The sequence below is a fragment of the Kaistella sp. CFF1-2 genome, from assembly GCF_059509915.1.
Window position 1 is genome coordinate 40,209 of record NZ_JCAKLF010000004.1, and the last position, 24,778, is coordinate 64,986.

General features: G+C 36.0%; 25 protein-coding genes. 14 read left to right on the forward strand and 11 right to left on the reverse strand.

Going from position 1 to position 24,778, the window contains the following annotated elements; translation table 11 throughout:
* Positions 1–10: 10 nt before the first annotated feature.
* The 5 genes from AC5XHR_RS11345 to AC5XHR_RS11365 all read left to right on the forward strand — a co-directional run bounded on the left by AC5XHR_RS11345 (position 11) and on the right by AC5XHR_RS11365 (position 4,919).
* Positions 11–748 carry a YqjF family protein gene (locus tag AC5XHR_RS11345; RefSeq protein ID WP_495950908.1) on the forward strand — a complete coding sequence of 246 codons (738 nt, stop codon included), beginning with the start codon at positions 11–13 and terminating at the stop codon, positions 746–748.
* Positions 745–1,317 carry a hypothetical protein gene (locus AC5XHR_RS11350; RefSeq protein ID WP_495950909.1) on the forward strand — a complete coding sequence of 191 codons (573 nt, stop codon included), beginning with the start codon at positions 745–747 and terminating at the stop codon, positions 1,315–1,317. Before AC5XHR_RS11345 ends, AC5XHR_RS11350 begins: the two co-directional genes overlap by 4 nt.
* 146 nt (positions 1,318–1,463) lie before the next feature.
* Entirely contained in the window at positions 1,464–3,524 is a 2,061-nt protein-coding gene (locus tag AC5XHR_RS11355) for a TonB-dependent receptor plug domain-containing protein (protein WP_495950910.1), read from the forward strand.
* 1 nt (position 3,525) lies between these two features.
* A complete protein-coding gene (locus AC5XHR_RS11360; RefSeq protein ID WP_495950911.1) occupies positions 3,526–4,011 on the forward strand; it encodes a thioredoxin family protein in 486 nt (161 codons plus the stop codon).
* A 74-nt stretch (positions 4,012–4,085) separates the two neighbouring features.
* On the forward strand, positions 4,086–4,919 hold the full coding sequence (locus AC5XHR_RS11365; protein ID WP_495950912.1) for a dienelactone hydrolase family protein: 834 nt from the start codon (positions 4,086–4,088) through the stop codon (positions 4,917–4,919).
* A gap of 55 nt (positions 4,920–4,974) precedes the next feature.
* Here AC5XHR_RS11365 and AC5XHR_RS11370 read toward each other — a convergent pair whose 3' ends face one another.
* Complete coding sequence (locus AC5XHR_RS11370; RefSeq protein ID WP_495950913.1) at positions 4,975–5,664, reverse strand: hypothetical protein; 690 nt, start codon at positions 5,662–5,664, stop codon at positions 4,975–4,977.
* Between the two features lie 18 nt (positions 5,665–5,682).
* Positions 5,683–6,339: a hypothetical protein gene (locus AC5XHR_RS11375; protein WP_495950914.1), complete on the reverse strand. Its 657-nt coding sequence runs from the start codon at positions 6,337–6,339 to the stop codon at positions 5,683–5,685.
* A 266-nt stretch (positions 6,340–6,605) separates the two neighbouring features.
* Here AC5XHR_RS11375 and AC5XHR_RS11380 point away from each other — a divergent pair, with 266 nt between their 5' ends.
* The 6 genes from AC5XHR_RS11380 to AC5XHR_RS11405 all read left to right on the forward strand — a co-directional run bounded on the left by AC5XHR_RS11380 (position 6,606) and on the right by AC5XHR_RS11405 (position 11,018).
* On the forward strand, positions 6,606–7,175 hold the full coding sequence (locus AC5XHR_RS11380) for a hypothetical protein (protein WP_495950915.1): 570 nt from the start codon (positions 6,606–6,608) through the stop codon (positions 7,173–7,175).
* Between the two features lie 75 nt (positions 7,176–7,250).
* A complete protein-coding gene (locus AC5XHR_RS11385; protein WP_495950916.1) occupies positions 7,251–8,096 on the forward strand; it encodes a helix-turn-helix domain-containing protein in 846 nt (281 codons plus the stop codon).
* Positions 8,097–8,168: 72 nt separating this feature from the next.
* The gene (locus AC5XHR_RS11390; protein WP_495950917.1) at positions 8,169–9,332 is read left to right on the forward strand and encodes a hypothetical protein; all 1,164 of its coding nucleotides are present in this window, start codon (positions 8,169–8,171) and stop codon (positions 9,330–9,332) included.
* On the forward strand, positions 9,322–10,149 hold the full coding sequence (locus tag AC5XHR_RS11395) for a GLPGLI family protein (protein WP_495950918.1): 828 nt from the start codon (positions 9,322–9,324) through the stop codon (positions 10,147–10,149). The genes AC5XHR_RS11390 and AC5XHR_RS11395 overlap by 11 nt, the downstream gene beginning before the upstream one ends.
* 72 nt (positions 10,150–10,221) lie before the next feature.
* Positions 10,222–10,581 (forward strand): DUF2200 domain-containing protein, encoded by a 360-nt coding sequence (locus AC5XHR_RS11400; protein ID WP_495950919.1) that lies wholly within the window; start codon positions 10,222–10,224, stop codon positions 10,579–10,581.
* Between the two features lie 53 nt (positions 10,582–10,634).
* Positions 10,635–11,018, forward strand: a complete 384-nt coding sequence (locus AC5XHR_RS11405) for a VOC family protein (RefSeq protein WP_495950920.1) — start codon at positions 10,635–10,637, stop codon at positions 11,016–11,018.
* Between the two features lie 84 nt (positions 11,019–11,102).
* On the opposite strand, the gene AC5XHR_RS11410 is transcribed toward AC5XHR_RS11405, so the two are convergent.
* The 9 genes from AC5XHR_RS11410 to AC5XHR_RS11450 form a co-directional block, all read right to left on the reverse strand.
* Positions 11,103–11,747, reverse strand: coding sequence for an NAD-dependent epimerase/dehydratase family protein (locus AC5XHR_RS11410; protein WP_495950921.1), 645 nt, complete (start codon positions 11,745–11,747; stop codon positions 11,103–11,105).
* Between the two features lie 46 nt (positions 11,748–11,793).
* The gene (locus tag AC5XHR_RS11415) at positions 11,794–13,386 is read right to left on the reverse strand and encodes a Na+/H+ antiporter (protein WP_495950922.1); all 1,593 of its coding nucleotides are present in this window, start codon (positions 13,384–13,386) and stop codon (positions 11,794–11,796) included.
* A gap of 243 nt (positions 13,387–13,629) precedes the next feature.
* Complete coding sequence (locus tag AC5XHR_RS11420; protein ID WP_495950923.1) at positions 13,630–15,228, reverse strand: glycoside hydrolase family 31 protein; 1,599 nt, start codon at positions 15,226–15,228, stop codon at positions 13,630–13,632.
* Positions 15,229–15,371: 143 nt separating this feature from the next.
* Positions 15,372–15,734, reverse strand: a complete 363-nt coding sequence (locus AC5XHR_RS11425) for a response regulator (RefSeq protein ID WP_495950924.1) — start codon at positions 15,732–15,734, stop codon at positions 15,372–15,374.
* A gap of 157 nt (positions 15,735–15,891) precedes the next feature.
* Positions 15,892–16,464 carry a chemotaxis protein CheB gene (locus AC5XHR_RS11430; protein WP_495950925.1) on the reverse strand — a complete coding sequence of 191 codons (573 nt, stop codon included), beginning with the start codon at positions 16,462–16,464 and terminating at the stop codon, positions 15,892–15,894.
* A gap of 109 nt (positions 16,465–16,573) precedes the next feature.
* Positions 16,574–17,404, reverse strand: a complete 831-nt coding sequence (locus AC5XHR_RS11435; protein ID WP_495950926.1) for a CheR family methyltransferase — start codon at positions 17,402–17,404, stop codon at positions 16,574–16,576.
* The gene (locus AC5XHR_RS11440; protein ID WP_495950927.1) at positions 17,404–17,769 is read right to left on the reverse strand and encodes a response regulator; all 366 of its coding nucleotides are present in this window, start codon (positions 17,767–17,769) and stop codon (positions 17,404–17,406) included. Before AC5XHR_RS11440 ends, AC5XHR_RS11435 begins: the two co-directional genes overlap by 1 nt.
* Before the next feature lie 14 nt (positions 17,770–17,783).
* Positions 17,784–21,395 (reverse strand): response regulator, encoded by a 3,612-nt coding sequence (locus AC5XHR_RS11445; RefSeq protein ID WP_495950928.1) that lies wholly within the window; start codon positions 21,393–21,395, stop codon positions 17,784–17,786.
* A 4-nt stretch (positions 21,396–21,399) separates the two neighbouring features.
* Entirely contained in the window at positions 21,400–22,869 is a 1,470-nt protein-coding gene (locus tag AC5XHR_RS11450; RefSeq protein ID WP_495950929.1) for a sensor histidine kinase, read from the reverse strand.
* A gap of 144 nt (positions 22,870–23,013) precedes the next feature.
* Here AC5XHR_RS11450 and AC5XHR_RS11455 point away from each other — a divergent pair, with 144 nt between their 5' ends.
* The 3 genes from AC5XHR_RS11455 (at position 23,014) to AC5XHR_RS11465 (ending at position 24,768) form a co-directional block, all read left to right on the forward strand.
* Positions 23,014–23,322 (forward strand): hypothetical protein, encoded by a 309-nt coding sequence (locus tag AC5XHR_RS11455; RefSeq protein ID WP_495950930.1) that lies wholly within the window; start codon positions 23,014–23,016, stop codon positions 23,320–23,322.
* A 368-nt stretch (positions 23,323–23,690) separates the two neighbouring features.
* Positions 23,691–23,870: a hypothetical protein gene (locus AC5XHR_RS11460; protein ID WP_495950931.1), complete on the forward strand. Its 180-nt coding sequence runs from the start codon at positions 23,691–23,693 to the stop codon at positions 23,868–23,870.
* Positions 23,871–24,009: 139 nt separating this feature from the next.
* Positions 24,010–24,768: an alpha/beta hydrolase gene (locus AC5XHR_RS11465; RefSeq protein ID WP_495950932.1), complete on the forward strand. Its 759-nt coding sequence runs from the start codon at positions 24,010–24,012 to the stop codon at positions 24,766–24,768.
* Positions 24,769–24,778: the final 10 nt, after the last annotated feature.

Here is a 24,778-nt window from a genome sequence, read left to right on the forward strand (position 1 = left end):
TTTTCAGTTTATGGCCAAAATTTCTGATTTACTTTTAGACCATACACATCGACCTTGGAGCATGCCTAAGGGAAAATGGCAGTTTTACCAAGAATGGAATGATGCCCTTTTTCTGCACTTTGAAGTCAATTATGATACTTTGAGAGCACTAGTTCCCGAGGAATTGGAGTTGGACGATTTTCAAGGAAGTTATTTTGTTTCCATCGTGGCTTTCCAAATGGAAAAAATTAGACCACGAAACCTTCCTTATTGGCATTTCGTTTCTACTTTTCGGGAAATCAATGTGCGAACGTACATTAAAAATAACAATAAGCAAGGGGTTTATTTCCTAAGTATTGAAGCCGAAAAACCTTTTTCTACATGGGTTTCTAAAACAATTTCTGGACTTCCCTACGAACTTTCGAAAATCGTTCGGAAATTAGATTCGTACACTAATGTAAACTTGAAAAAGAGTTTCAAACTGGATGCTCACTTCAGAGTCGGAGAAAAAATTCAGCATAAAAATGAATTAGAACTTTGGATTACAGAACGTTATTGCTTATACATAAAAAAGAAAACCGAATTTCATCGCTATGAAATTCATCATCCAGAATGGATCTTACACAAAGTTGATGGATTTCAATTGGAACTTAATTATCGAATTGGAGGTCTCTATTTAAATCAAACCAACTTACACTCTGCACAGTATTCACCAGGCGTACAAGTTGTTTCTTGGCCGTCACAAAATATAAAAAACAGCACACTATGAACATGCATCAAAAAATTTTAGGAATCGTATTACTTGGAGCAACGAGTCTCGCGTCTGCCCAAACAACCAGTAACGAAACTCAAACAGAAAATTTAGGAAAAATGACGCTTGGACTTCACGGTCCTGAAGTGAATTTCGAATGGGCACTTTCTAATCAATTCGTTTGGGAAAACAGCTTTGGCGTCGGGATGGGAATGGCAACTGATGGTAGCGAAATTAGTTACGATTGGGATTTAGGGGCACCAACGCCGTATTTAAAATCAGAGCTTAAATTCCTTTATAACTTTGACAAGCGTGTTTCCAAAGGAAAAAATACCGCAAATAATTCTGCAAATTATATCGGTTTGCAAACCAAATATAGTTTTGGAGATGGAAGAAGATTCTCGATTCTGAACCCAAGTTTACTTACCGATATTCATTGGGGATTACAGCGAGATTTAGGAAGTAAATTTTTAATCAACTCGCATATCGGAGTTGGTATTTTGCATGATTTCGATTATCAAAAAACGTCCGTTTCACCAACCTTCAAAGTAGCTTTCAGCTATATCCTGTTTAAAACTCCGAAATAAATCTAAAGTAAAAAACACGTATTCATAAGTATTCTCATCCTTTCCTAGATGGGATTTTTTTTATGGAGGAATTATTTCAATTTCAAAATAAAATTTATTAGTTTTGCCTAACATTTTTTATTTCATTTTAATAATTTAAATTTTTTATGCGAGTAATATTCTTATCCAATTGGTTAATTCTCGGATTTCTAGTATTTTCAACTTTCGTTTTTTCTCAGCAAAACCCAGATAGCCTGTCCAAGGATTCGGGTATTGAAGAAGTTGTGATTAGCGGCACATTAAAAGCCGTAACCAAACTGAAAAGTCCAGTTCCTGTGGAGGTTTATTCGCCTACATACTTTAAAAAGAATCCATCACCTACCATTTTTGATGCTTTACAGAATATCAACGGCGTACGTCCACAACTCAATTGCAACATTTGCAATACGGGCGACATTCACATTAATGGATTAGAAGGCCCCTACACAATGATTTTGATAGATGGAATGCCCATTATAAGCTCGCTTGGAAGTGTTTATGGTTTATCTGGAATTCCTAATTCTTTGGTGGAACGTATCGAAATTGTAAAAGGTCCAGCCTCTTCACTCTACGGAAGCGAAGCCGTTGGTGGCTTGGTTAATATCATCACGAAAAAACCACAAAGCGCACCCAAAATTTCTGCGGATGTATTTTCAACAACGTGGGCGGAGTTGAATGTAGATTTAGGTTACAAATTTAATTTAGGAAAAAAAGCGGATGTTTTAACAGGTGTAAATTATTTTGTAAATCAAAATCGAGACGATCTTAATAACGATCAATTCACGGATGTGACTTTACAAAACCGAATTTCCATCTTCCAAAAATGGAATATACAACGCGAAAATTCAAGAGTCTTTAGTCTTGCAGGACGCTATTTGTATGAAGATCGTTGGGGTGGCGATATCCGATGGAATAAGACTTTTCGTGGTGGTGACGAAATTTATGGCGAAAGCATTTACACCAACCGAGCAGAACTTTTAGGAACGTATCAACTTCCCGTAAAAGAACCTATTCATTTTTCATTTTCACTCGTAAACCACGATCAAGATAGCCGTTATGGAACGACATCGTATATTGCTAATCAGAAAATTGCGTTTGGACAACTGACTTGGGACAAAAAAATAGCGAATCATGATTTTCTATTGGGAACAGCGTTACGCTACACATATTACAACGATAATACGCCAGCCACAGAGAAGCAAACCGAAAAAAACTGGCTTCCAGGAATCTTTTTGCAAGATGAAATCGCCATCCAAGACCAACACACATTACTTTTAGGAGCTCGTTACGACCATCATTCGGTTCATGGTGGAATTTTAACACCACGAATTGCCTATAAATGGAATCCAAATCCCACTTCAGTTTTTCGAATCAATGCTGGAACTGGATTTCGAGTTGTCAACCTCTTCACTGAAGACCATGCAGCTTTAACAGGAGCTCGAGATGTTATTATCCAAAACGACCTTAAGCCCGAGAAATCGTACAACATCAACCTGAATTACATCAAAAAATTCTATACCGATTCGGGTTCTATATTTGGTTTAGACTTTTCTACATTTTACACCTATTTCACCAATAAGATTGTTCCCGATTACGAAACAGACACTAATTCTATTCTTTATGATAATTTGGATGGACATGCGGTGAGTAAAGGAATTAGTTTAAATACCGACGTTTCACTTTCGAATGGACTGAAGTTTTTGGTGGGCGCCACAGCCATGGAAAACACTATTACAGAAAATGGAAAAAAAGAACAACAAATGCTCACCGAAAAATTTACGGCAACTTGGGCTATATCGTACACCATCCAACCTTGGAATTTACTTATTGATTACACGGGAAATTTATACAGTCCGATGCGCTTACCACTTCTAGGAGAACTTGATCCGCGACCGGCAATGTCACCTTGGTGGAGCATACAGAACATTCAAATGACGTATTCTGGCTTCAAAAAATTCGAAATCTATGCTGGGGTAAAAAACCTCCTCAACTGGACGCCCAATAAAAGTACCCCATTCCTACTCGCACGATCACACGATCCATTTGATAAAAATGTAGAATACGACGCTCAAGGAAAGGTTCTCGCAACTCCCGAAAACCCATACGCATTAACTTTTGATCCATCGTATATGTATGCACCAAACCAAGGAATTCGAGGCTTTTTAGGAATACGAATGAAAATCAATTAATATGAAAACGTGGCTAATTTTCAGCATACTATTTGGGGTTTGCTTTACGACAAATTCTTTTGCTCAACTTCAAACTACTTCGTTTGAAGTTTTGGAAAAACAGCAGAAAGACGAACCTAAAAACACATTGATATTCATCCAAACGAATTGGTGTTCCTATTGTCACGCTATGAAGAGAACGACTTTCAAAAATAAAAAAATTGAAAATCTCATCAACGAAAAATATTATTTCATCAATTTCGATGCTGAAGAAAAGCGTACTATAACTTACTTAGGAAAGGCATTTCACTACATTCCGCACGGGACTAAAACAGGAATTCATGAACTTGCGTTGCACATTAGCCAAGAAAATAATCTTGCAAGTTATCCACTTATTTTAGTTATCAGTCCGCAAAACCAAATCTTATTTAAATATTCTGGCTTTCTAAATGCACAAGAGTTACACGAAATACTACAGTATTTTAACCTTGAAAAAGTTCAATCCTAAAAAATTGAGTAAGAAAGAGTTTCCTGTATTTTAAAATTATTTTCTTAGTTTTATTTGAATAAAAAGACTGAAAAATGAGAAAATCCTTTGTGAAAATTATTTCTTGCGCTGTAATCCTAAGTTTTGGAATTTCGTGCACTCAGAAAGAGCAAAAAACTGCTCCAACTGAAATTCAAGAATCAAAAATGCTTACGGAGAAAACCTTAAACTATACTTTGAATGGAAAAGAATACGCTTCATTTGCAGCTTTCCAAGGAGATGAAACGGAAAAAAGGCCTGTTGTTTTTGTGATTCCGGAATGGTGGGGATTAAATGATTATGCCAAAAGTAGAGCCAAACAGCTTGCCGAACTAGGCTACCTTGCTGTTGCTGTTGATTATTACGGCGAAGGAAAAGTTGTTGATAATCCTGAAGCAGCTAATAAAGAAGCTAGCGGATTTTATACGGATTCGGAACTTGCTAAACGTGTTTTTGATGCTGCGAAACAAAAAGCGCTGGAACTTCCTAATGCCGACGCTAGTAAAATGGCTGTTTTAGGTTATTGTTTTGGTGGCGCCATGGCACTCAATATGGGAAGACAAGAAGCGGATCTTAAAGGAGTTGCTAGTTTTCATGGAAACTTAATGACTGGTGTAAAACCAACAAATTCTACAGTAAAAGTGCTTGTTTTAAATGGGGCTGCGGATAGTTTTATTTCACCTGAAGAAATCACCGCTTTCAAAAAAGAAATGGATTTGGCTAAAATTAACTATAAATTTGAAAGTTATCCTAATGCCGTTCACGCATTCACCAACCCCGATGCAACGGAAATTGGAAAAAAATTCGACTTAAAAATTGCGTACAATAAAGAAGCTGATGAAAAGTCTTGGCAGGAGCTGAAAACGTTTTTGCAAGACATTTTTAAATAAGAAGAAATCACATAAAAAAAGAAGGAAAAATTTCCTTCTTTTTTGTTTTTTTTAATTACCAATTATACAATTCATTTCGTTCTTCTGATGCTACGTTGGACTTTCTGATGAACAAGACATCTACATAATCCGATTTTTCCTGCATCCCGTTAATGTCTCCCCAAATTTTCCATACACCATCTTTACGAATCAACTGCCAAGAATGTAAATGCTTTTGATTAAAAACATTTTTAACTTCATCTGCTTTGGTGAACCCAAAGCCAACATTAGAAAGAATAGCATCCCATTTCGCCGTTGACATTGTTGATCCTTCGACAAGAACAAGTTTTGTTGGATCTGTTGTGTTTGGAACATATACTCCTAAAGCTGTTCCTACATTCCCACTAGCACTTGGCCAGTCTCCTATTTTAAATCGTCTAATAACAAACATAGCCGTTGAGTTATCTGATGTATTAAAATCAGATGTTGTATTATTCGGAACCAAATCTGCCTTGGTCGTTCTTCCAACAACATTATAATTATCCGAAACTACAACAGGCGAAACCGCAGTATAGGTTTTACTTGTACCAGTACCATCAACATAAGTAGCTTTGTTGTTAGGGATTGTGCGCACTCGCATGGTCTCATTCACATCCAAAATCTCAGTTGGTGTTTTCGTATTGATACCCACTTTATCTTTAGGTGTGCTTTGAGCGTAAAAAAAAGTACTCAAAAAACAAAACACGAAAAAAATTGTATTTTTCATTTCAATTTTATTTTTGGTTTATTTGCTGCGATCTTCCGCCGCAACAATACTCGCTTTAATAAATAGAATATCTACGAACGCGGTTTCCTTCATGTTAGGAAGATCTCCTATAATTTTCCAATTCCCAGTGGGCCCACCCTGCAATCTATAATTAAAAGGTTGATTAATATCAAAAGCAGCATTAGGGTTATTTGTTTGAGAAGTAAGCTTAAAACTAATATTTGAAATAATCCCTTGCCAATTTGCAACACTCATCCCTGTATCCATACCCGATGTAGAATACCTTCCTGCCGAAGTATCTGGGAGTGTATTATCTTCCAAGGTAAAACGTTTAATAACAAACATGGCGTTTGAATCATCTTTAGTTTTATTTGCTTGACTATCAAATAGATTAGCATTAGGTACCAAACTTCCATAGGTTGTAGTTCCCATAACTCCATCAGCATCAACCATCAATGGCGTGCTTGCCTTAAAAGTTTGTGTAGCTGTATTTCCAGAATTGGTATTTTGCCCGGTTGTATAAATCCCTACTTCACCATCATTAGGCAGTTTACGAACTCTAAGTGTTCCGTCTACATCTAATTTTTCCGTTGGTGTCGTAGTACCTACCCCTACTTGTGCATTAAACGACAAACTTGCCATTACAAATCCAAGAAAATAAACTTTATTTTTCATACAATTGAATTTTTTAAACTAGGTGGCAAAGGTAATTAAAAAATCAATTTTTTACAATTTATTTGAAAACACACTATCAATAAATCAATAATAATCAGAACATTAACTACAGGAAAGAAAAATAAACCGAAAAATCACAAAATAAATGAAAATAAAAATTTAAAAAACTCTTTATTGTAAAATAATCATTACTTCTGATACGAGACATTAAAAAAGTAAACCACTCCTTTTCAAATTATTTTCTTACCTTTTTTAAAAATTACACAATGAGAAAATTACTTTCCATATCCGTCACTCTTTTATTGCTACTGCAATGTCAAAAAAGAGAAGGTATTACTAAAGAAACGGCACAAAATCATGAAAAAGTAGATTCTATAAAAGTAAAGGACACCAACGAGCCTCCTGATGAAGAGCATATCCAATGGATCAAAAAGCAATATGCGATCATCAACGCTAAAAAAATAAAACCACAAAGCTTTACGTTCACCTGTGACGTAGAAAATACGATTAACTATTATTTTGAAAATGGAAAAATCATCAAAATAAGCATTCAATGGGGATATTTAGGTGATGGAGAATCCTACACCGAGTATTATTATGATCGAGGCAACGTATTTTTTATTTATGAACGCTATATCGGTGGACCAGCAGGTTTGGAGCCTGAAACCTATGAAGAGCGCTACTACATCAAAAACAAACATGTTATTCGATTTATGAAAAATCAAGAGATTGTTCCTTGTGAAGAAAATTGCATACTTGACGAAAACTCGCAGCCAACACAAGCATTGCAAGCCTTTACTGACAAACAATTCCCTAAACGTCTCTGCGATTTATAAACTGAATTTCTTAAAAATTCAAGGAAATATTTAACGATATGACGAGATAATTTAGCAATTTCTTACCATAAAAGTATGTCGATAAAAAGTATTTTTAGCCCGAAATACGAAACATCTATGGTAGATTTTTACATTCCGAAAACTGAACTTCTTCAAAATTATTTAGAAGGCTTTTATTTTTTGAAAAAGGAAGGCAATTTCCCTTATGAATACTATACTTTTCCCAACAATTATTGCATTTTAACTTTAGTTCGAAATGCCGTCTTGGAAGTTAGAGATAATGAGGTTTTCATTCGAAAATCGTCGCAACCAAATTATATTTCAAGCTTAACATATCATTATACCAAACCTCTAAAAGTTCACTATTTAGAGGCTGTTGACGAAATTACGATCTATTTTAAACCGTTCGGAATGAATTTCTTCTTTCCTGAGATGGAACTTTTTTATCAACCAAAATCAATGGAAAACTTTCAGCCCGAACGAGATTTCACACAAAAAATAGCTACTATTTTTGACTTACCAAATCGAGAAAATCAAATTCAGTATTTGGAGAACTTTTTTACGGAGAGATTTCAAAATCGCAAAGATTCCTTAATCAACAAACTGCTACTTGCATTAGAAACCGACGATAAAATAGAGCAAATTGCCCAAAACAATACCATTTCAAGGCAATACCTAAATCAGTATTTCAAATTAAAAATTGGAAAATCCCCTTCCGATTACCGACGGATTTTACGTTTTAGGAAATCTTTAACGATGCTAAAAAATCCAAAAGCCGCATTAACCGAGGTTTCTTTAGAAAATCTATTCTTTGACCAAGCGCATTTTAACCGTGATTTTAAAGCCATCACGCATTGTACACCTAAAGCTTTTACTTCAAAAACAGATTTAGAGAAACAAAACATCTGGTTGATTATTTAACACATTTTAGTTTCCATTTTTACAATTTTTACTGCCTTCGGGTTTCTACATTTGCTTTACAAAACCCTATCTATGAAAGGAACATTTATTTTTGCACTCTTGGTTTGTAGTTTTATTCAGGCGCAAACATTCAAAATTAAAATCATCGATTCTGAGGATCAGAAAAACATTTCTGGAGCCCGAATTATTTCGAACAATCAAGTGTACTACACCAATGAAGATGGTATTGCATTACTCCCATCCGATGCTAAAAATCTGAACATTACCGCTTCTGGATATGTCGATTTGGACAAAACTCCATTAAAAGAAAGTATTTCTCTGAAACCTCAATACCGAAATATCGACGAAGTAAAAATTGTGTCTATTGACCTTACCAAATTTTTGCAGAATATTCTGAAACGTTATCATAAGGTCTATTATATGAAACCCGCTGTTTATGACATCACTTATTGGCAGCGATCTTATGAGAACAATCAACTAAAAAATTTAATTGTTGCGGATGGCAAATTTTGGAGTCGTGACGGAGAATATAATTACAAGGAAAGTTACCAAAACAAACATAATCAGTTTGTCCAGCTTCAACCAGAAAACCTACGTTTCAATAAGTTTGAACCCTTTGAAAGTAAATTAAAAGTAAAAAAAGAAAATCAAAGTAATGACTATATCGGGGATCTTTTTTTCAATTATGAATTGAATCGACTTATTAGATTTTCAAAATCAAAAAATGCGAAAGTTTCTGGTAAAATCGTTTATGAAGATGCTGAAAAACAAGAAATTTTCTACTCCATAAAAACCGAACGCAACCTTATTTACACCGGAACAATTCTGTTTGATAAAAAAGATCAAGTGATAACCTATTTGCATCTTGATTTCAAGCAAGATGGAGCCAAACCATATCAGTTAGAAGACGAAAATGGTATTAAATACGAACATCAATTGGGAAATGGACGTATTCTTTTTGAGTTTTACAAAAATGGAAACTTATACGTTCCTTCTAAAGTGGCGCAAAATGGAAGTGGTTTTAAATTTATAACTGAAAATAACGAATATGAATACCGTTCAGCGCGTGAAATTGTATTCAAAAATTTCAAAGAGGGAACCCCAAAAGGACTTGAAAAACCAGTAAACCTTTTCTCACCTTTTTGGAACGACTTTAAGGTTAATGCCGACAAAGGATTAATCAATCTAACAAAAGAAGAACAAGAATTTATTAATGAACAAGATCATGAAAACTAAAATAGCACTTTTATTAATCCTAGTAAGCATCTTTGCTTCGGCACAAAACCAACGTTTTATTTATGAATTGAATTATAAAAAAGATTCAACTTCAAGCTTAGTAACCAAGGAAAATTATCATCTCGACATTCAAGATAATGTCGTCAAATATTACATTCGCGATTATTTTGTTGCTGATTCTTTAATGATTAACAATATTCCATTTCCCGTGAATATGAAGTTAAATACTTCTACAATTACGTCTCATGATCTTGGAAAATCGACGTTTAATGAACTAGATTTACTAGAAAACACCGTTTTAAAAGTTCCATCTCAAGATTCGCAAGATTGGAAATTGGTTGATGAGAAGAAAAAACTGGGAAATCTTACCGTGCAAAAAGCAACAACCAACTGGGGCGGACGAAATTGGACCGCATGGTTTGCTCCCGAAGTCCCAATTCATGAAGGCCCATACAAATTCCGTGGCCTACCAGGACTTATTATTGAACTAAGCGATTCGGGAAACAACTACTATTGGCTTCTTGCGAAATCACATAAATTAGAAGGAAAACAGAAAAATTCGTTCTTGGATATGGCAGAAAAAATTGCTGTACCAACGACTCGTGAAAAATACGTTAGCACCAAATTGAAGTTTTACGAATCTCCCGTCAATTTCATCCAAAATAGTGTAGGATCAAGTAACTCGTCTAGTTTTTATTTGAATGACGGAACCGTCGTAAACAAAGACAACAAAAGAGAAATCAACGAGCAATTACGCTCTACCCTAAAAAAATACAACAATCCGATTGATTTAAAATCAGCAATTCCGTATCCATAATTTTTTTTCGATTTTTTCAAGCATAAAACTCAAAAAGGTGTAATTTAGTTCTAGAAAAAATCTTTGATTTTCATGAATACCAAAAACAACGAACGCGTTTTTAAAATGTCTTTTGCTGGAGTTTATCCGCATTATGTAACGAAAGTTGAAAAAAAAGGTCGTACGGTTGACGAGTTACACCAAGTTATCTTTTGGTTAACGGGATACAATGACGCCGATTTGAAACGCATTCTCGAAGACAAAACCAATTTTGAAGATTTCTTTAAAAATGCGCCTCAACTTAACCCCAATGTTTCCAAAATTACAGGCGTGATTTGTGGCTACCGAGTTGAAGATATTGAAGATCCCTTAATGCAGAAAATTCGGTATTTGGACAAACTTATCGATGAATTAGCTAAAGGAAAAGCCATGGAAAAGATATTAAGAAGTTAAAAAAGTTTAAAGTTCAACATTGGATTCAAAACTCAAAATAAAATAAAAAGTATATGAAAAGAGTAACAGGAATTGGAGGTGTATTTTTCAAATCTCAAGATGCAGAACGATTAAAAGAGTGGTACGCCAAACATTTGGGGTTGTCCATAAACCAATGGGGTTGCAGTTTTGAATACGATCCGCAAGCTGAAGATGCTAAAAAATCATCTGTACAATGGAGCCCATTTAAAGCCGACACCCAGTATTTTGAACCTTCCGAAAAACCCTTTATGATTAATTATACCGTGGATGATTTGGAAGCTTTAGTTGAAGAATTAAAGAAGGAAGGTGTAGAAGTTTTGGGTGAAATTTCAGTATACGAATACGGAAAATTTGCACATATTATGGATTGCGACGGCAATAAAATTGAACTTTGGGAACCTACAGGTTCTTTCTAAAATGAAAAATATTTTTGTCGAATTATAAAAAGTTTCGGGCGCCTGCGGCGCCCGAAACTTTTTAATCAACTATTTTCTTTAAACCTATTTCGCTAATTCCTTGATATCCGAAATCTCTAAAATCGATTTTACATTATCACGTTCTACGGAATGAATCATGGCTTGACCCAATTCGCTAAGTGGAATAATTTTTTTAGGAATTACAAATTTCAAAACTTTGGCAATCACGTTATACAATTTTTTAGAGTAAACTTGTCCCGGAAAAGGCAACATCGCTCCAGGTCGGTAATTCACCACGCGACGAAACGGTAATTTCAATAAATCATTTTCAGTTTTCCCTTTAACACGTGCCCACATCACGCTTCCTTTCTCCGTACTATCCGTACTAGCGCCACTCACATAGGTGAAAACCATATTCGGATTGACTCCGACTAGCGTTTTTGCAACCGCTAGGGTTGTATCGTAGGTGATTTCACGATATTGTTCCTCCTTCATCCCAACAGATGAAATTCCGGCGCAGAAAAAACAAGCATCATAACCCAAAAGTTGGTTTTTATATTCTTCAATTTTCGTAAAATCAGGAAGTAAAAGCTCTTTTAATTTGGGATGCGTGATTCCGTTTGTTTTTCTAGAAATGCTCAATATTTCTGTTACTTTTGGATCTTTAAGACATTCTAAAAGGACGCCTTCGCCCACCATTCCTGTCGTGCCTGTGATTATTATTTTCATTAATTGTATATTATTTTTTAAGAAGACGATTCAGAATCCATTTTACTTAAACATATCGAATTCTTTCCTCCTCCAAATCGATTTGATAAACTTGTTGGCGGATAATTTCTTCATCAATTTTCGGATCTTTATTTAATTCGTGAAGATAATCCCTTTGCAAATCAAACATCTCGAGAAGAACAGCTTTAATGTCATCATCAATCCATCGAATATCCTGCGTATTGGCTTGATTTTCCCAATGTTTTAAAACCTTTTCCATCCCAGCATGACCTTGCCAACGTTCTTCACTTTCAAATTTATTTTTGATATGATCGTAAACATGCTGTTTCAAGCCTTTTTTAATATGTTGACGCGTTTCTTGTTCATCATGTTCCATATTGGCTAGCCCAGAAAAAGGTCTAAATTTTGAAATCACCCAGGGTAAAGTCAACCCTTGCACGACCAAGGTTAATAAAATAGCTTCAAAAGTGATAAACAAAATTAAATTACGATGCGGAAAAGGCTCACCATTCAATTGCAAAGGAATTGAAAGTGCTGCTGCCAACGAAACCACACCTCGCATGCCTGTCCAACCCATTGCTAAAGGCGCCCACCAACTTCTGCCCTGTTGTTGCATATTATGAGCCACTTTAGGACGAAAAATAATCGTAGCAAAAATCGCAATATATGAACTCACCATTCTCGCCAAAATTAAAACAAGCGTGACGATAGCACCGTAAAAAATTGCCGTTTCTAGAGGAATTCCGTTAGCTTTAATGCCATCAACAATTTCGGGAAGTTCAAGCCCAATGATGAGAAATACGATTCCATTTAAAATAAAAACAAAACTTTGCCACACACTGAATCCAGTTATTCTACTGCTGCTACTTAAAAAACTTAATCGTTGAGAGGACAGAAACAATCCACCACTTACAACCGCCAAAACTCCCGAGCAATGCGCCTGTTCTGCCAGCCAATACATAAAATATGGTGCAATTAGCGTTAACGCCGTATCGGAAACACGATCTGTAGACCATTTTTTATGAATTCTCATAAAAATGAAACCGACAATCAAACCGGTTCCAACGCCACCAACTAACATCCACAAAAAATCTGTTATCGCCGTCTGCCAGATAAATTGTCCCGTTCCCACGGCAACCAAAGCAAAGCGAAAAACAATTAACGAAGACGCATCATTCAACAAACTTTCCCCTTCTAGAATCGCAGATGTCGATTTCGGAATTTTCACAAACTTGGTGATAGCACCCGTACTCACAGCATCGGGAGGCGATACAATTCCACCCAAAACAAAACCCAATGCAATACTAAATCCTGGAATAAAATGATTGGCTGTAATAGCTACCAAAAAAGCAGTAAAAAACACCACTAGAAAAGCAAAACTTCCAATAATGCGCCACCATTTTTTCATTTCCTTAAAAGAAACGGTCCATGAGGCTTCATACAAAAGTGGTGGTAAAAAAATAAAAAATATCATATCGGGATCGATACGAATTACGGGTAAGCCTGGAATAAAACTGATACCTAATCCTGCTAAAACCAGCAAAATGGGATAAGCTATTTTGAGTTTTGTCGCCCAAATATTGAGCAGCACAATGATGAAAACCATGATTAAACCAAATGGTAAAAGCTCGTGCAACATAAAAATAATCGTTGTAAAAAAAGGGTTGAATTGTAAAGAAATAATCACTCGATTTTGAAAATCAAAACCTTGAAATCTTTAATCAAAATGCTGATGATGAATGTCTAGCAATATGGTTTGCAGACGAAAATAGAAAATCATGTGTTGTGTTTTATGCAGCAAATATAAATCAATTTTAACCAAAATGAAAAAACCTTGCAATCAAAATAATCGCAAGGTTTTCTATAATTTAAATACAAAATACTAGTATTTTCCTAATCTTTCGTAATACGGCAATCGACTTAGCGGAACATCAATTTCGATAGTTTTCCCACCTTGAATTACGTTTCCTAAATCATCTTTCCATTTTCCTTTCGGAAGTTTCACCGTTCGTTTATCTTCTGTTGTCACAATTGGCGCAACCATATATTTGTCACCTAGCATAAATTGATCCTTTGTTAAATCAAATCCTTGATTCGGGAACACATAATCCATGTGACGAACAATTGGCTCCCCATTTTTAGATGAAGATTGAGCATATTTCAAAATATAAGGACCGAATTTCTCATGTAACCTAGCAGCGTTCTTTGCAATCTCAAGATTCTGAGCGCTTAAAATTCTCCAAGGCGCAACAGAAAACTGCATCATCGGCATCAACGCATGAACTTGAGCTGATCGAATGATTAATTTTTGATCAAAATCTCCTTCTTTTAGATTTAAAAATGCTGCGAAAGAGCCACCACCAATCATATCTGGACAAGTGTAGGCATAACCTAAAAGTCCAGCTGCAATCATATCTGGAATCAACATTTGAACGGCCTTCCAGGAATAGGCTTTGTCGCCAAGTCTCTGAACCAACGGTTGCCCGCCCATTTGCCATCCCGCACGGTATTCATTAAACGGAAACTCCAAACCAATTTCGCTCCAAGCTTTGGTGTGATCTACAGAAATCGCATCTTTCTTGTAGCTATCAATGTATTTCGGATTGTAAAATTGATTATCTCCCGCATCAAATTTGAATCCATCAATCCCATATTCCGTTTGCATCTTTTTTAATTGAGCCACGAAATAGGCTTTCGCTTCTGGATTTGTTAAGTCGAAACAAGCACTTTTCCCATTCCACCACGAAATAATTGCTGGCGATTTTTTCCCTTTTTCTTTAATTAAATAGCCTTTTTCTTCCAACATTCTGTACTCTGGACTATCTGGACTCACAAAAGGGCAAACCCATAACATCACTTTAAATCCCATCGAATGGAGTTTTTGAACCATTTGTTTGGGGTCAGGAAACTTTTCAGCTTTAAATTCAAAATTTCCGTAGTATTTCTGCCAGTTATCATCAATCATCAAAACGCCTTTCGGAAAGTTATTATCCACAATTCCTTGGGCATACTTTAAAATATCATGCTGATTTTGATTGTAAATCAACTCAATCCATGTATTGTATTGCGGCATCGAGAAAAATAAAGGATCTGGAAGCGTTCCCATTGCTGGAAAATATTTTTTACTAGCTTCAATATAAGCAGATTTTAACGTAGAACCCGATTGTTGAATTTTGATTTCTTCAAAATCGGATTTAATTTGTATCGCTTTATCTTGAACCTCAAATTTGAAAGGCTTTTCGCTCCAGATAAAACGTCCTTTATTCGAAAAAAACAAAGGAACCACCTGATTATAATAGTTCTGAGTCGCTAGATTAAACTCCTTCATAGGTTTTACATAAGGCATCTGAGAACCCAAGGCAACCGCACCACCCCACCATTGTTCATTTTCTAAAAATTTAACCTCTGTAGTATGCTCAGTCTGAGCAAAAATCGAATTGGTACAAACCAAAATCAAAAAAAAAGAAAATAACAATCTCATTTGTATTAATTTTAAAAATAATAGAACATTTTTTTCAAAAATATAGATAAATTATCTTTTACCAAACATATTTCTAAATAAAAAAAGCTTAGAAAACGCTTTTCATTTTCTAAGCTTTTTTTCCTTAAATAGGTTAATTTATTTTACGGAAGATATTCCGCAACTTTTTCCTCAAGAACGATTAAATCAAATGGTTTTGCAACATAATCATCCGCTTGTGCTTCTTTGGCTAGCGCAGAAATGTCGTTGTTGGCGGTGACGTAAATAACGGGAATCGATTTAAATTCGTCATGGGATTTCAAAAGTTTGGTTGCTTCTACACCACCGATATTCGGGATCCAGTTGTCCATAAGGATGACGTTGGGTTGAAATTCCGCTACTTTTTCGATGATATCGTGTGAGGTTTCTGAGATTTTCACCTCGTAACCTGCATCTTCAAAAATGATGCTCACCACCTCCAAAATAATGGCATCATCGTCAAAAATTAGTATTTTTTTCTTACTCATTTTCTTTATTTTCAATAATATTTCTTGTTGTACAATGCGTCAATTCGAGTAAAATTCTGAACAAAATTTGTATCGTGAATTTATTTTTCACATCAAATTTCTCGATACATTTTTCTTCGCTTCGCTCCAAAATCACTCGAAAGGACGTTCTTTGTTTTTAGTTCTTCAACCTATTAATTTTTACAGCCAAGTCTTTCGGATCAAAAACATAATCATAATCCACTTGCGCCATCGCATGTTTCGGCATATAATCTACTTCTGCAGTCTCTGGATTCTGAATCCAAACTTCACCGCCGTTTCGCTTAATATATTCTAAACCTTCGACACCATCGGCATTCGCACCAGAAAGTAAAATCGCGACTGCATTTTTCCCAAATTGTTCTGCAACCGATTTAAAAGTTACATCAATCGACGGACGCGAATAATTCACCTTTTCTGAGGCATCCAAAGATACTCTATTTTTAGATTCAAAAAGCATGTGATAATCGCCCGGAACAACGTACATTTTATTAATTTCGATTTCCGTTTTATCTTCAATTTCTAGGACTTCCATTTCTAAAAATTGTTGCAACAAATACGGCAAAACGTTGGTTGCTTGTGCTTTTCGATGAACAACAATGATAATCGGAAATCCAAGATCAGAATCCAAAGATTTAATCATGTCGAGAATGACCTGCAAACTTCCTGCAGAGCCACCTATAACTACGATTTCTGTCTTTTTGTTGTTCATTTTTTATTTTCATGTTGTCATTTCGACGAAGGAGAAATCTCAGAATAAGAGATTTTTCATTTCACTTCGTTTCATTCAAAATGACAGACTTTTATATAAGTTTAAAAACTTAATGATGTTCCACTTTTTTCCAGATCTTTTGATCATCCACTTGGTGGTAGTTTTTATCCAAATTAGAAAACCTTAAAGTTTCTTTGGAACCCAACGCCAAATAGCCCAAATTCTCCAAACTTTCATCAAATAATTTGAAAACGCGCTCCTGCAAAGTCTTATCAAAATAAATCAAAACATTGCGACAAATAATCAATTGAAAGCTATTAAAAGACGAATCTGAAACCAAATTATGTGTCGATAAAATCAGTTTTTCCTTTAAACTTGAATCAAATCGTACGCTGTCGTAATTCGCCGTGTAATAATCGGAAAACTCTTTTTTTCCACCTGAAAGGATATAATTTTCGGTGTACAATTTCATTTGCTGAATGGGGAAAACGCCAGCTCTGGCTTTTTCCAAAACCGATGGATTGATGTCGGTTCCGTAAATCAAACATTTATGATACAAACCTGCTTCCTTCAACAAAATAGCGATGGAATAGGCTTCTTCGCCAGTTGAACAACCTGCAACCCAAATCCGAATCAGCGGATACGTTCCTAATTGCGGCAAAATATCTTCACGCAAAGCCTTGAAAAAACTGGGATCACGAAACATTTCGGTGACATTTACGGTGATTTCTTCCACAAAACGTTTCAAATATTCGGGATCATTCATCACCGTGTAACGCAATTCGGCGTAACTCGTAAACCGATCGATTAAACAAATGCGATTAATACGACGTTTGAACGAGGCACGACTGTACTGCGAAAAGTCGTAACCATACAATTCGTGGACATCTTTTATCAGATATTCAACCTCTTCATCTTTTACAATACTCGGTTCTAACATCAAAATAGTTTTTCCATGGCGTTCATCAAAACATCAACATTTATCGGCTTCGACACGTAATCTTGCGCACCTGCATCCAAACATTTTTGCTTATCTTCGGGCATTGCTTGAGCCGTTACCGCGATAATCGGAATTTGCTTAATATCCTCCGATTTTCTGATGATTTTCTTGGCTTCATAGCCGTCCATTTCGGGCATCATCATGTCCATCAACACGACATCAAAATCGTTTTGAGACTTCAACATTTGGATGGCTTCTTGCGCCGAAGTTGAACTTTCCAATTGAAAACCTCTTGATTTTAAAGTCAATTTTAGAGCAAATATGTTGCGTGGATCGTCGTCCACGATGAGCACTTTCTTATTCATAATTCTAAAGCAAATTAACTTTCGTACATCCAAACGCGGAGTAACGATAACAATTGGTCGGTATCCACAGGCTTCGAAATATAATCGGAAGCGCCAGCTTCAATACATTTTTCACGTTCGCCAATCATGGATTTTGCCGTAATAGCAATCACCGGAAGTCGCATGTATTTTGGTTGTTTTCGGATTTCGCGGATGGTTTCGTAGCCGTCCATTTCGGGCATCATCATATCCATTAAAACCACGTCAATATCAGGATTTGCAGCCATTTGTTCTAGGGCTTGCTTACCGTCCATCGCCAAAACAACTTCCACTTTATATTTTTCTAAAACCTTGGTTAGCGAGAAAATGTTGCGAACATCATCATCGGTAATTAAGATTTTTTTACCACTCAAAACTTCTGTCAACGAGCCAAGCGTCGAGTTCTTTCTGTTTTCTTCGGTGCTGTTTTTTTCTTCTACTAAATGTAAAAACAAACCAACTTCGTCCAAAATTCTTTGGTAAGAATGAGCTGTTTTCACGACAATAGAATCGGCGTATTGCTTGATTTTCAACTCCTCAGATTTCGATAAACTACGATCAATAAAGATAATAATCGGTAGATTTTCTAAACCTTCATGGCTTTTTATGGTTTCAATAATTGAATATTCCTCACCACGCGAATTTTCAACATTTAGAATCACGCAATCCACGTTCTGATCGATGAAAGCCGACACGCAATCTTCCGCTTTGTCTTCCACCGAAGCCGAAATATTAAAGTTGCTTAAAAAATACGAAAGCGCCGTTGCATGCTTCGCGTTTTCCTCTACAATAAGCACTTTTTGAAGGGTTTTGCTTAAAGCTTCTTCAATTTTTTTGAAAACATCCGCCATTTGTTCCAACGCCATCGGTTTGTTGATGAAATCGATCGCACCTTTCATCAAACTTTCCTTTTTCACGTGAAGTGACGACATCATGTGCACCGGAATATGCTTGGTTTGAAGATTTCCTTTCAATTCGTCCATCACTTGCCAACCGTCTTTTACAGGAAGTTGAACATCCAATAAAATCGCTGACGGACGGTATTTCAACGCGGCAGGAAGTGCGTAATCGCCACGAACCATCGCTATTGCTTTGTAATTTTGAGTATGCGCATATTTCACCAAAGCTTTTGCGAAATTAACGTCGTCTTCAACAATCAAAATCACTTTATCGTCTTTTACAATGGAATCTCGATCGTCGGGAACGTCTTCTGGAATGCCCAAAATCTCGATTGGAGCGGGCAATTCGTCGTCCTCAAACTCTATAATTTCTTTGATCTCTTGAACGTCTTCTTGAATGGTTTCAATTAAATCTTGTTCCTTATTCACGTATTCCACCTTCAAATTTGACGTCATTGGAATCACCAAACTAAACTCCGAACCTTCATCCACTTTTGAAGTCAACTGAAGTTCGCCGCCCAATAATTTCGCGATTTCGCGACTGATGGAAAGCCCAAGTCCAGTCCCGCCAAACTTACGTCTGGTTGAGCCATCCGCTTGTTGAAACGCCTCGAAAATAATGCGTTGCTTGTCTTCTGGAATCCCAATTCCAGTATCTTTTACGGAGAAAATAACAAATCCTTTTTGTGCAGGATCTTTTTTAATATTTAAACTAATGCTGCCTTTAGACGTGAATTTGAGGGCGTTTGACATTAAATTCCTCAAAACCTGATCGACACGAAGCCTATCGGTTTCGATGGTTTGACTTAAATCTGAATCGATATTAATATTGAAATCCAAACCTTTTTCTTGCATTATTGGATTGAACAAACTGCGCAAATCCTTTACTACATCGTCGATTGGAACGTGTTGATATTCCAAATTCATTTTACCAGATTCGATTTTTGCTAAATCTAAAATCTCGTCAATTAACGTCAACAAACTGCTTCCCGAACTTTGAATCACTTTTGCAGATTCAATTTGATCTTCCGTTAAATTATCGTCTGGATCTTCCGCCATCAAACGAGAAAGTAGTAAAATTGAATTTAACGGTGTACGCAATTCGTGGGACATATTCGCCAAAAATTCAGACTTGTATTTCGTGCTCAAAGCCAATTCTTCCGCTTTTTTCTGAATTTCAATATTACGTTCTGCAATTAAATGATTTTTCTCCTCCAACAATTTCGAACGCTCTTCCAATTCAGCATTGGTTTGCATTAATTCTTCCTGTTGAACGCGCAATTCTTCTTCGGAAGCTTGCAATTTCTGGGTTTGAGCTTCCAATTCGGTGTTCAAATTCTCTAATTCCGAATGCTGAACTTGCAATTCCTCCGACTGCGCCTGAGTTTCTTCCAATAATTTTTGCTCTTTTTCGCGACCTCTTGCCGCACTTAATGCAATCCCAAGAATTCGGCAACTTTCTGCAAAGAAATCAACATCATCTTCTTGGAAATTATTACCAGAATTTAATTCAATAATTCCGACAGCTTGTCGCCCAACCATAATTGGAACCAACAAAATTCCGTTGATATGCAATTTGCTACTCGCAAAACTTGCCACCACATCTTTCTCTAAAATATCATTGTAAACACGAGGTTTTTTCTGCACAAAAACTTGCCCAACCATGCCTTCACCTTGATTAAAATGGTTTTTCATAGTGCTTTCTAAACCGTACGAACTTTCAAGTTTTAGCACATCATCATTCAATAAATAAAGTGCGCCACTGATGCAATTTCCGTACTCCACCAAATGCGTCAAAGCCTTTGCAGTAATCTCTTTGACGGATTTATTCCCGACCAAAGATTCGTTGAGAACCGCCAAACCTTTTTGTCGCCAATCGCTTTTATTAATGGTATCAAAAGACGTTTTCAAGGAATCGGTCATGTGATTCAAAGAATCAACTAATTCACCCAAATTATCGGACTCAGAGTCGTCAATTCGTAAGCTGTAATCGCCTTTGGCAACACCGTTTGCAATCTTTTGAATCGCCGAAACACGCGCCGTCATTTGCTCATCTTTTGCGACCAATGCTTTTTCTAATTTATCACGACGGAGAATGTCATTTCGAAGTTTAAAATAAAGAAAAGCCGTAATCCCAATCGCTCCAAGCGACGAAAATAAAAGGAAAATTTTGGTGATTAACGCCGATTCCTTAAGATCGACATTTTTAAGTTCTAAAACATCTTCTTCATGCTTCACAAAATCGGCCACCAATTTGCGACTTTTGTCCATGTAGGTCTTGCTTCGAAGCATATCGGACTGCGAAACATCGATGTTTTGACGCTTTTTATCAATCATACTTTGTAAAACGCCAATGCGACTCTGCACCGAGCTTTGAAGACTGTCAACCCGGTCTTTTTGGATTATATCGTCGTTACCCAAATCTTTTAAACGCGCAATCGCTTTCGGAAACTCTTCCAAACCACGATTGTAGGGCTCTAAAAATTCTTCTTTGCCCGTTATTTGAAAGCCTCGATTTCCTGTTTCAGCGTCTAAAAGTGCCACCAAAACATCTTTTATCGCGGTTATGGATCGTCTGGAATTGGACAAACTTTCGCGGTTTTCCATTTGTTTTTGAATGCTTAAATACGACGCAATTGAGGTCGCAATAAGCAACAAAAGCGACATTCCGACGCCAAATTGTAGATTTCTGATTGTTTTTCCTGCCATAAATTTACTTTATTGGTAAGGTGAAATAAAAAGTTGATCCTTCATCAATAATGCTGGAAAGACCGATGTTTCCGCCATGTTGCTTGATGATTTCTGCACAAATATAAAGTCCAATTCCCATACCTTGAAATTGCAGGGAAGACTCTTCAACACGATAAAATTTATTGAAAACCGCATCTTGTTTGTACTCGGGAATCCCGATTCCGAAATCGGTTACACTGATTTTAACATCGTTTTCGTCCACCGAAGTGGTTACGATAACTCTATTGTTTTTCGGCGAATATTTTATGGCATTGGTTAAGAAATTTATTAGAACTTGCTCCACACGAATTGCATCAAACGGCATTAAAAAATCTGGTTTCTGGCCGTGTCTTTCGATGCTTACGCTGTTTTCGTCATGGGTTTGAATAATCGTTTCAATGGCGTTATGAATTACATTTTCCAAATTAGTTGGCTGTAAATTCATCTTCAGTTTTCCATTTTCTATTTTCGAAACATCGAGCAAATCGGTGATTAGATTATTCAGTTTATCAATTTGATCCTGAACTTTTGTCACGTAATTGGCTTCAGGACTTTCTTTGTCTAACTTCAACTTGCGATCTAAAAGCTGAACATAAGCTTTAATGCTTGTTAGCGGCGTTTTCAGTTCGTGACTGGCGATACTCAAAAATTCGTCTTTTTCTTTCTCAACCCTTTTTTGATCGTTGATATCGGTGAATGTTCCCACCCAATTTTTCGCTTCCGAATTTTCTAAAATCGGCGACATTCTCAACAAATGATAACGATATTCACCCGTTTCGATATTTTTAATTCGAGCCTCAAGTGCGATGGCTTGAAGGTTTTCTCGTTGACGACCAAATTCATCCACCAAATCTTTATCATCGGGATGAACTTCTGGAAAGGTTTTATCCGACTTCGAATATTGGAACCATCTTCGGTTAACGAACTCAATTTCGCCCGTATTGCTCAATGTAAAAGCAATCTGAGGTAACGCTTCCAACATTTGCTGGAAATGATCGAGCTGCGATTTCATCGCGACCTGCGTTTCGCGACGGCCTTTAACTTCAAGTTCCAGGCTTTGTTTGGTTTTCTTCAGCTCCGCATTTTGCCCTTGAATATTGTAGTAGGTTTTCACCTTCAACATCAAAATATCAGGATCGATAGGCTTCGTCACATAATCGATTCCACCAGAAGCGTAACCCTTTGTAATAAAGCGTTTGTCGGTGTTCACAGCGGACAGAAAAATAATCGGAATTTCTTTGGTTTTGCTATAACCAGCAAAAGTTTCTGCCACCTCGAAACCATCCATATCGGGCATTTGAACATCCAAAATTATCAATTGATAATCGTTGCGAAGCCCTTTTGCAAGCGCTTCTTCACCCGAACTTGCGGTATCCACGGGAAAATCCTGAGATTCCAAAAGCCTTTTTAGCGAAAATATATTGGATTGATTGTCGTCTACTATTAAAATCATAAATCAAATTAAACTAGTTTTAATTAGTTCATATTTGTGTTTTTGAAAACCAAAAGTACTTAGAAAATCGGAAATAAACGAAAAACTAGGAAAAACTAGAAAATAATTTACAATCGGGTAAAAAATAAAGCTAACTTTATCAGTATGACGAAAATATTTGAACTGATCAGTGAGGTTATAGCAAGTATTTCCATTGCTCTTTCTCCCATATTAATCGCACTGGGGATTGCAGCGGCAATTTATTTCTCTAATCCTAGTCCATTTCGATTGGGCATTGCAATAACCATCGCTATTTTAGGTATTTTTTCAGGAATATACTTCGCGATAAAAATTTTCAAATCAAAAGATGGAGCCGTACATTTTATGTCTAGAGTTTCCGCATCACCAGAACTTGACGAATTGAAACCTGCAAAGGAAAATTCAGATGAAAGCGCAGAAAACACTTCAAAATAACAAGAAAAGTTATATCGAAATAAATTACAAAATTTGGGCAATTCGACAATAGGTTTCCCGTTGCGCTCTAAATAAGTTGAGATAAATCACAAAAATCCCTAAAAATTAGGTTTTTACAAAAATTAGTATTATATTCGTTCAAGATTTGAGATTCTGATCTAAAAAAACACAAAATCAAAACCTTAGAAATTAGCAATAATTGTATCTTTTTACAAGTCAATAATATAGGCTTTGTACGATGTTTTTAAACTAAACCTTCTCCTATCCGAATCAAAAAATTAAGAAATCATACGCATTCAATTTGTCAAAAAAAACTGAATGTAAAGAAGTATGGAATAGAACGTTTAACCCATAAATGAAGAAGAAAAATGGACATTACAAATTTTATTAGGACATTTGCTATTGCAGGAATTATTGCAGGAATCGCGATTACAGTGAGTTATTTTGTATCCGGAGTAAGCGACAACAATACGCTAATTATAGGCATTGCAGGCTCTATTAGCTCAATTATTTTATTGATGGCTAGTTTTGCAAAACGAAGATTTTAAGTAAGAAGTTACAAAAATTGACTTTTTAAATACGTAAATGAATCGAAAACAAATTTTCGACAAGAAAATTATTTTCCTTCCAAAAAAAAATCCCAGGATTCGTTCCTGGGATTTTGTATTTTTAAACCAAAACTTCCGCATGTTTAAAATAAAGTCTCTTTTTTTAATCGCTCTTCTATTTATTGTCAGTTCTTGTCAAAACCAAATATCAAGTAAACACAATGTAATCAATATCCAAAAGATAGAATATTACGACGCGGCACGATCAAGAGAAATTCCGGTTGCTGTGATCACTTCAAAAAAGCAAAATAAAATCCCTATTATTTTCAGTCATGGATGGGGCGAAAATAAAGGTGGAGACTATTTAGTATATTCCTATCTAACTGATTTTTTAGCTCAACAAGGCTATTTTGTAGCAAGTATTCAACATGAACTTCCAACAGATGAATTTTTAGCCATGGAGGGCGATTTTAAAGTTACTCGAATGCCGAATTGGAAGCGCGGCGCTGAAAACATTCACTTCGCAATTCAACAATTGAAAAAGGATTTTCCAGATTTGAAATTTGATAAATTGATAGTCATTGGACATTCTAACGGCGGAGACATGTCCACTTTATTTGCTCACCAACACCCCGAATTGCTAGAAAAATTGATCACTTTAGACCAAAGAAGAATGGCATTACCACGAACTTTAAAACCCAAAATTTACACAATAAGAAGTCAAGATAATCCTGCAGATGAAGGCGTTTTACCAACGGAAGAAGAAACTAAAAAATACAAAATCTCTATCGATTGGGCAGCAATCAATCACAGTCAAATGGATAACGATGCGACACCGGATGAACGAATGTACATGACCTCAAAAATTCTACAATTTTTACAAGATTCAACCAAATAAAAAAAGCTCG

Excerpts from the sequence above, each read along its gene's own strand:
- AC5XHR_RS11345 (WP_495950908.1), top strand. The coding sequence starts at position 11 with ATGGCCAAAATTTCTGATTTACTTTTAGACCATACACATCGACCTTGG.
- AC5XHR_RS11350 (WP_495950909.1), top strand. The coding sequence starts at position 745 with ATGAACATGCATCAAAAAATTTTAGGAATCGTATTACTTGGAGCAACG.
- AC5XHR_RS11355 (WP_495950910.1), top strand. The coding sequence starts at position 1,464 with ATGCGAGTAATATTCTTATCCAATTGGTTAATTCTCGGATTTCTAGTA.
- AC5XHR_RS11360 (WP_495950911.1), top strand. The coding sequence starts at position 3,526 with ATGAAAACGTGGCTAATTTTCAGCATACTATTTGGGGTTTGCTTTACG.
- AC5XHR_RS11365 (WP_495950912.1), top strand. The coding sequence starts at position 4,086 with ATGAGAAAATCCTTTGTGAAAATTATTTCTTGCGCTGTAATCCTAAGT.
- AC5XHR_RS11370 (WP_495950913.1), bottom strand. The coding sequence starts at position 5,664 with ATGAAAAATACAATTTTTTTCGTGTTTTGTTTTTTGAGTACTTTTTTT.
- AC5XHR_RS11375 (WP_495950914.1), bottom strand. The coding sequence starts at position 6,339 with ATGAAAAATAAAGTTTATTTTCTTGGATTTGTAATGGCAAGTTTGTCG.
- AC5XHR_RS11380 (WP_495950915.1), top strand. The coding sequence starts at position 6,606 with ATGAGAAAATTACTTTCCATATCCGTCACTCTTTTATTGCTACTGCAA.
- AC5XHR_RS11385 (WP_495950916.1), top strand. The coding sequence starts at position 7,251 with ATGTCGATAAAAAGTATTTTTAGCCCGAAATACGAAACATCTATGGTA.
- AC5XHR_RS11390 (WP_495950917.1), top strand. The coding sequence starts at position 8,169 with ATGAAAGGAACATTTATTTTTGCACTCTTGGTTTGTAGTTTTATTCAG.
- AC5XHR_RS11395 (WP_495950918.1), top strand. The coding sequence starts at position 9,322 with ATGAAAACTAAAATAGCACTTTTATTAATCCTAGTAAGCATCTTTGCT.
- AC5XHR_RS11400 (WP_495950919.1), top strand. The coding sequence starts at position 10,222 with ATGAATACCAAAAACAACGAACGCGTTTTTAAAATGTCTTTTGCTGGA.
- AC5XHR_RS11405 (WP_495950920.1), top strand. The coding sequence starts at position 10,635 with ATGAAAAGAGTAACAGGAATTGGAGGTGTATTTTTCAAATCTCAAGAT.
- AC5XHR_RS11410 (WP_495950921.1), bottom strand. The coding sequence starts at position 11,747 with ATGAAAATAATAATCACAGGCACGACAGGAATGGTGGGCGAAGGCGTC.
- AC5XHR_RS11415 (WP_495950922.1), bottom strand. The coding sequence starts at position 13,386 with ATGTTGCACGAGCTTTTACCATTTGGTTTAATCATGGTTTTCATCATT.
- AC5XHR_RS11420 (WP_495950923.1), bottom strand. The coding sequence starts at position 15,228 with ATGAGATTGTTATTTTCTTTTTTTTTGATTTTGGTTTGTACCAATTCG.
- AC5XHR_RS11425 (WP_495950924.1), bottom strand. The coding sequence starts at position 15,734 with ATGAGTAAGAAAAAAATACTAATTTTTGACGATGATGCCATTATTTTG.
- AC5XHR_RS11430 (WP_495950925.1), bottom strand. The coding sequence starts at position 16,464 with ATGAACAACAAAAAGACAGAAATCGTAGTTATAGGTGGCTCTGCAGGA.
- AC5XHR_RS11435 (WP_495950926.1), bottom strand. The coding sequence starts at position 17,404 with ATGTTAGAACCGAGTATTGTAAAAGATGAAGAGGTTGAATATCTGATA.
- AC5XHR_RS11440 (WP_495950927.1), bottom strand. The coding sequence starts at position 17,769 with ATGAATAAGAAAGTGCTCATCGTGGACGACGATCCACGCAACATATTT.
- AC5XHR_RS11445 (WP_495950928.1), bottom strand. The coding sequence starts at position 21,395 with ATGGCAGGAAAAACAATCAGAAATCTACAATTTGGCGTCGGAATGTCG.
- AC5XHR_RS11450 (WP_495950929.1), bottom strand. The coding sequence starts at position 22,869 with ATGATTTTAATAGTAGACGACAATCAATCCAATATATTTTCGCTAAAA.
- AC5XHR_RS11455 (WP_495950930.1), top strand. The coding sequence starts at position 23,014 with ATGACGAAAATATTTGAACTGATCAGTGAGGTTATAGCAAGTATTTCC.
- AC5XHR_RS11460 (WP_495950931.1), top strand. The coding sequence starts at position 23,691 with ATGGACATTACAAATTTTATTAGGACATTTGCTATTGCAGGAATTATT.
- AC5XHR_RS11465 (WP_495950932.1), top strand. The coding sequence starts at position 24,010 with ATGTTTAAAATAAAGTCTCTTTTTTTAATCGCTCTTCTATTTATTGTC.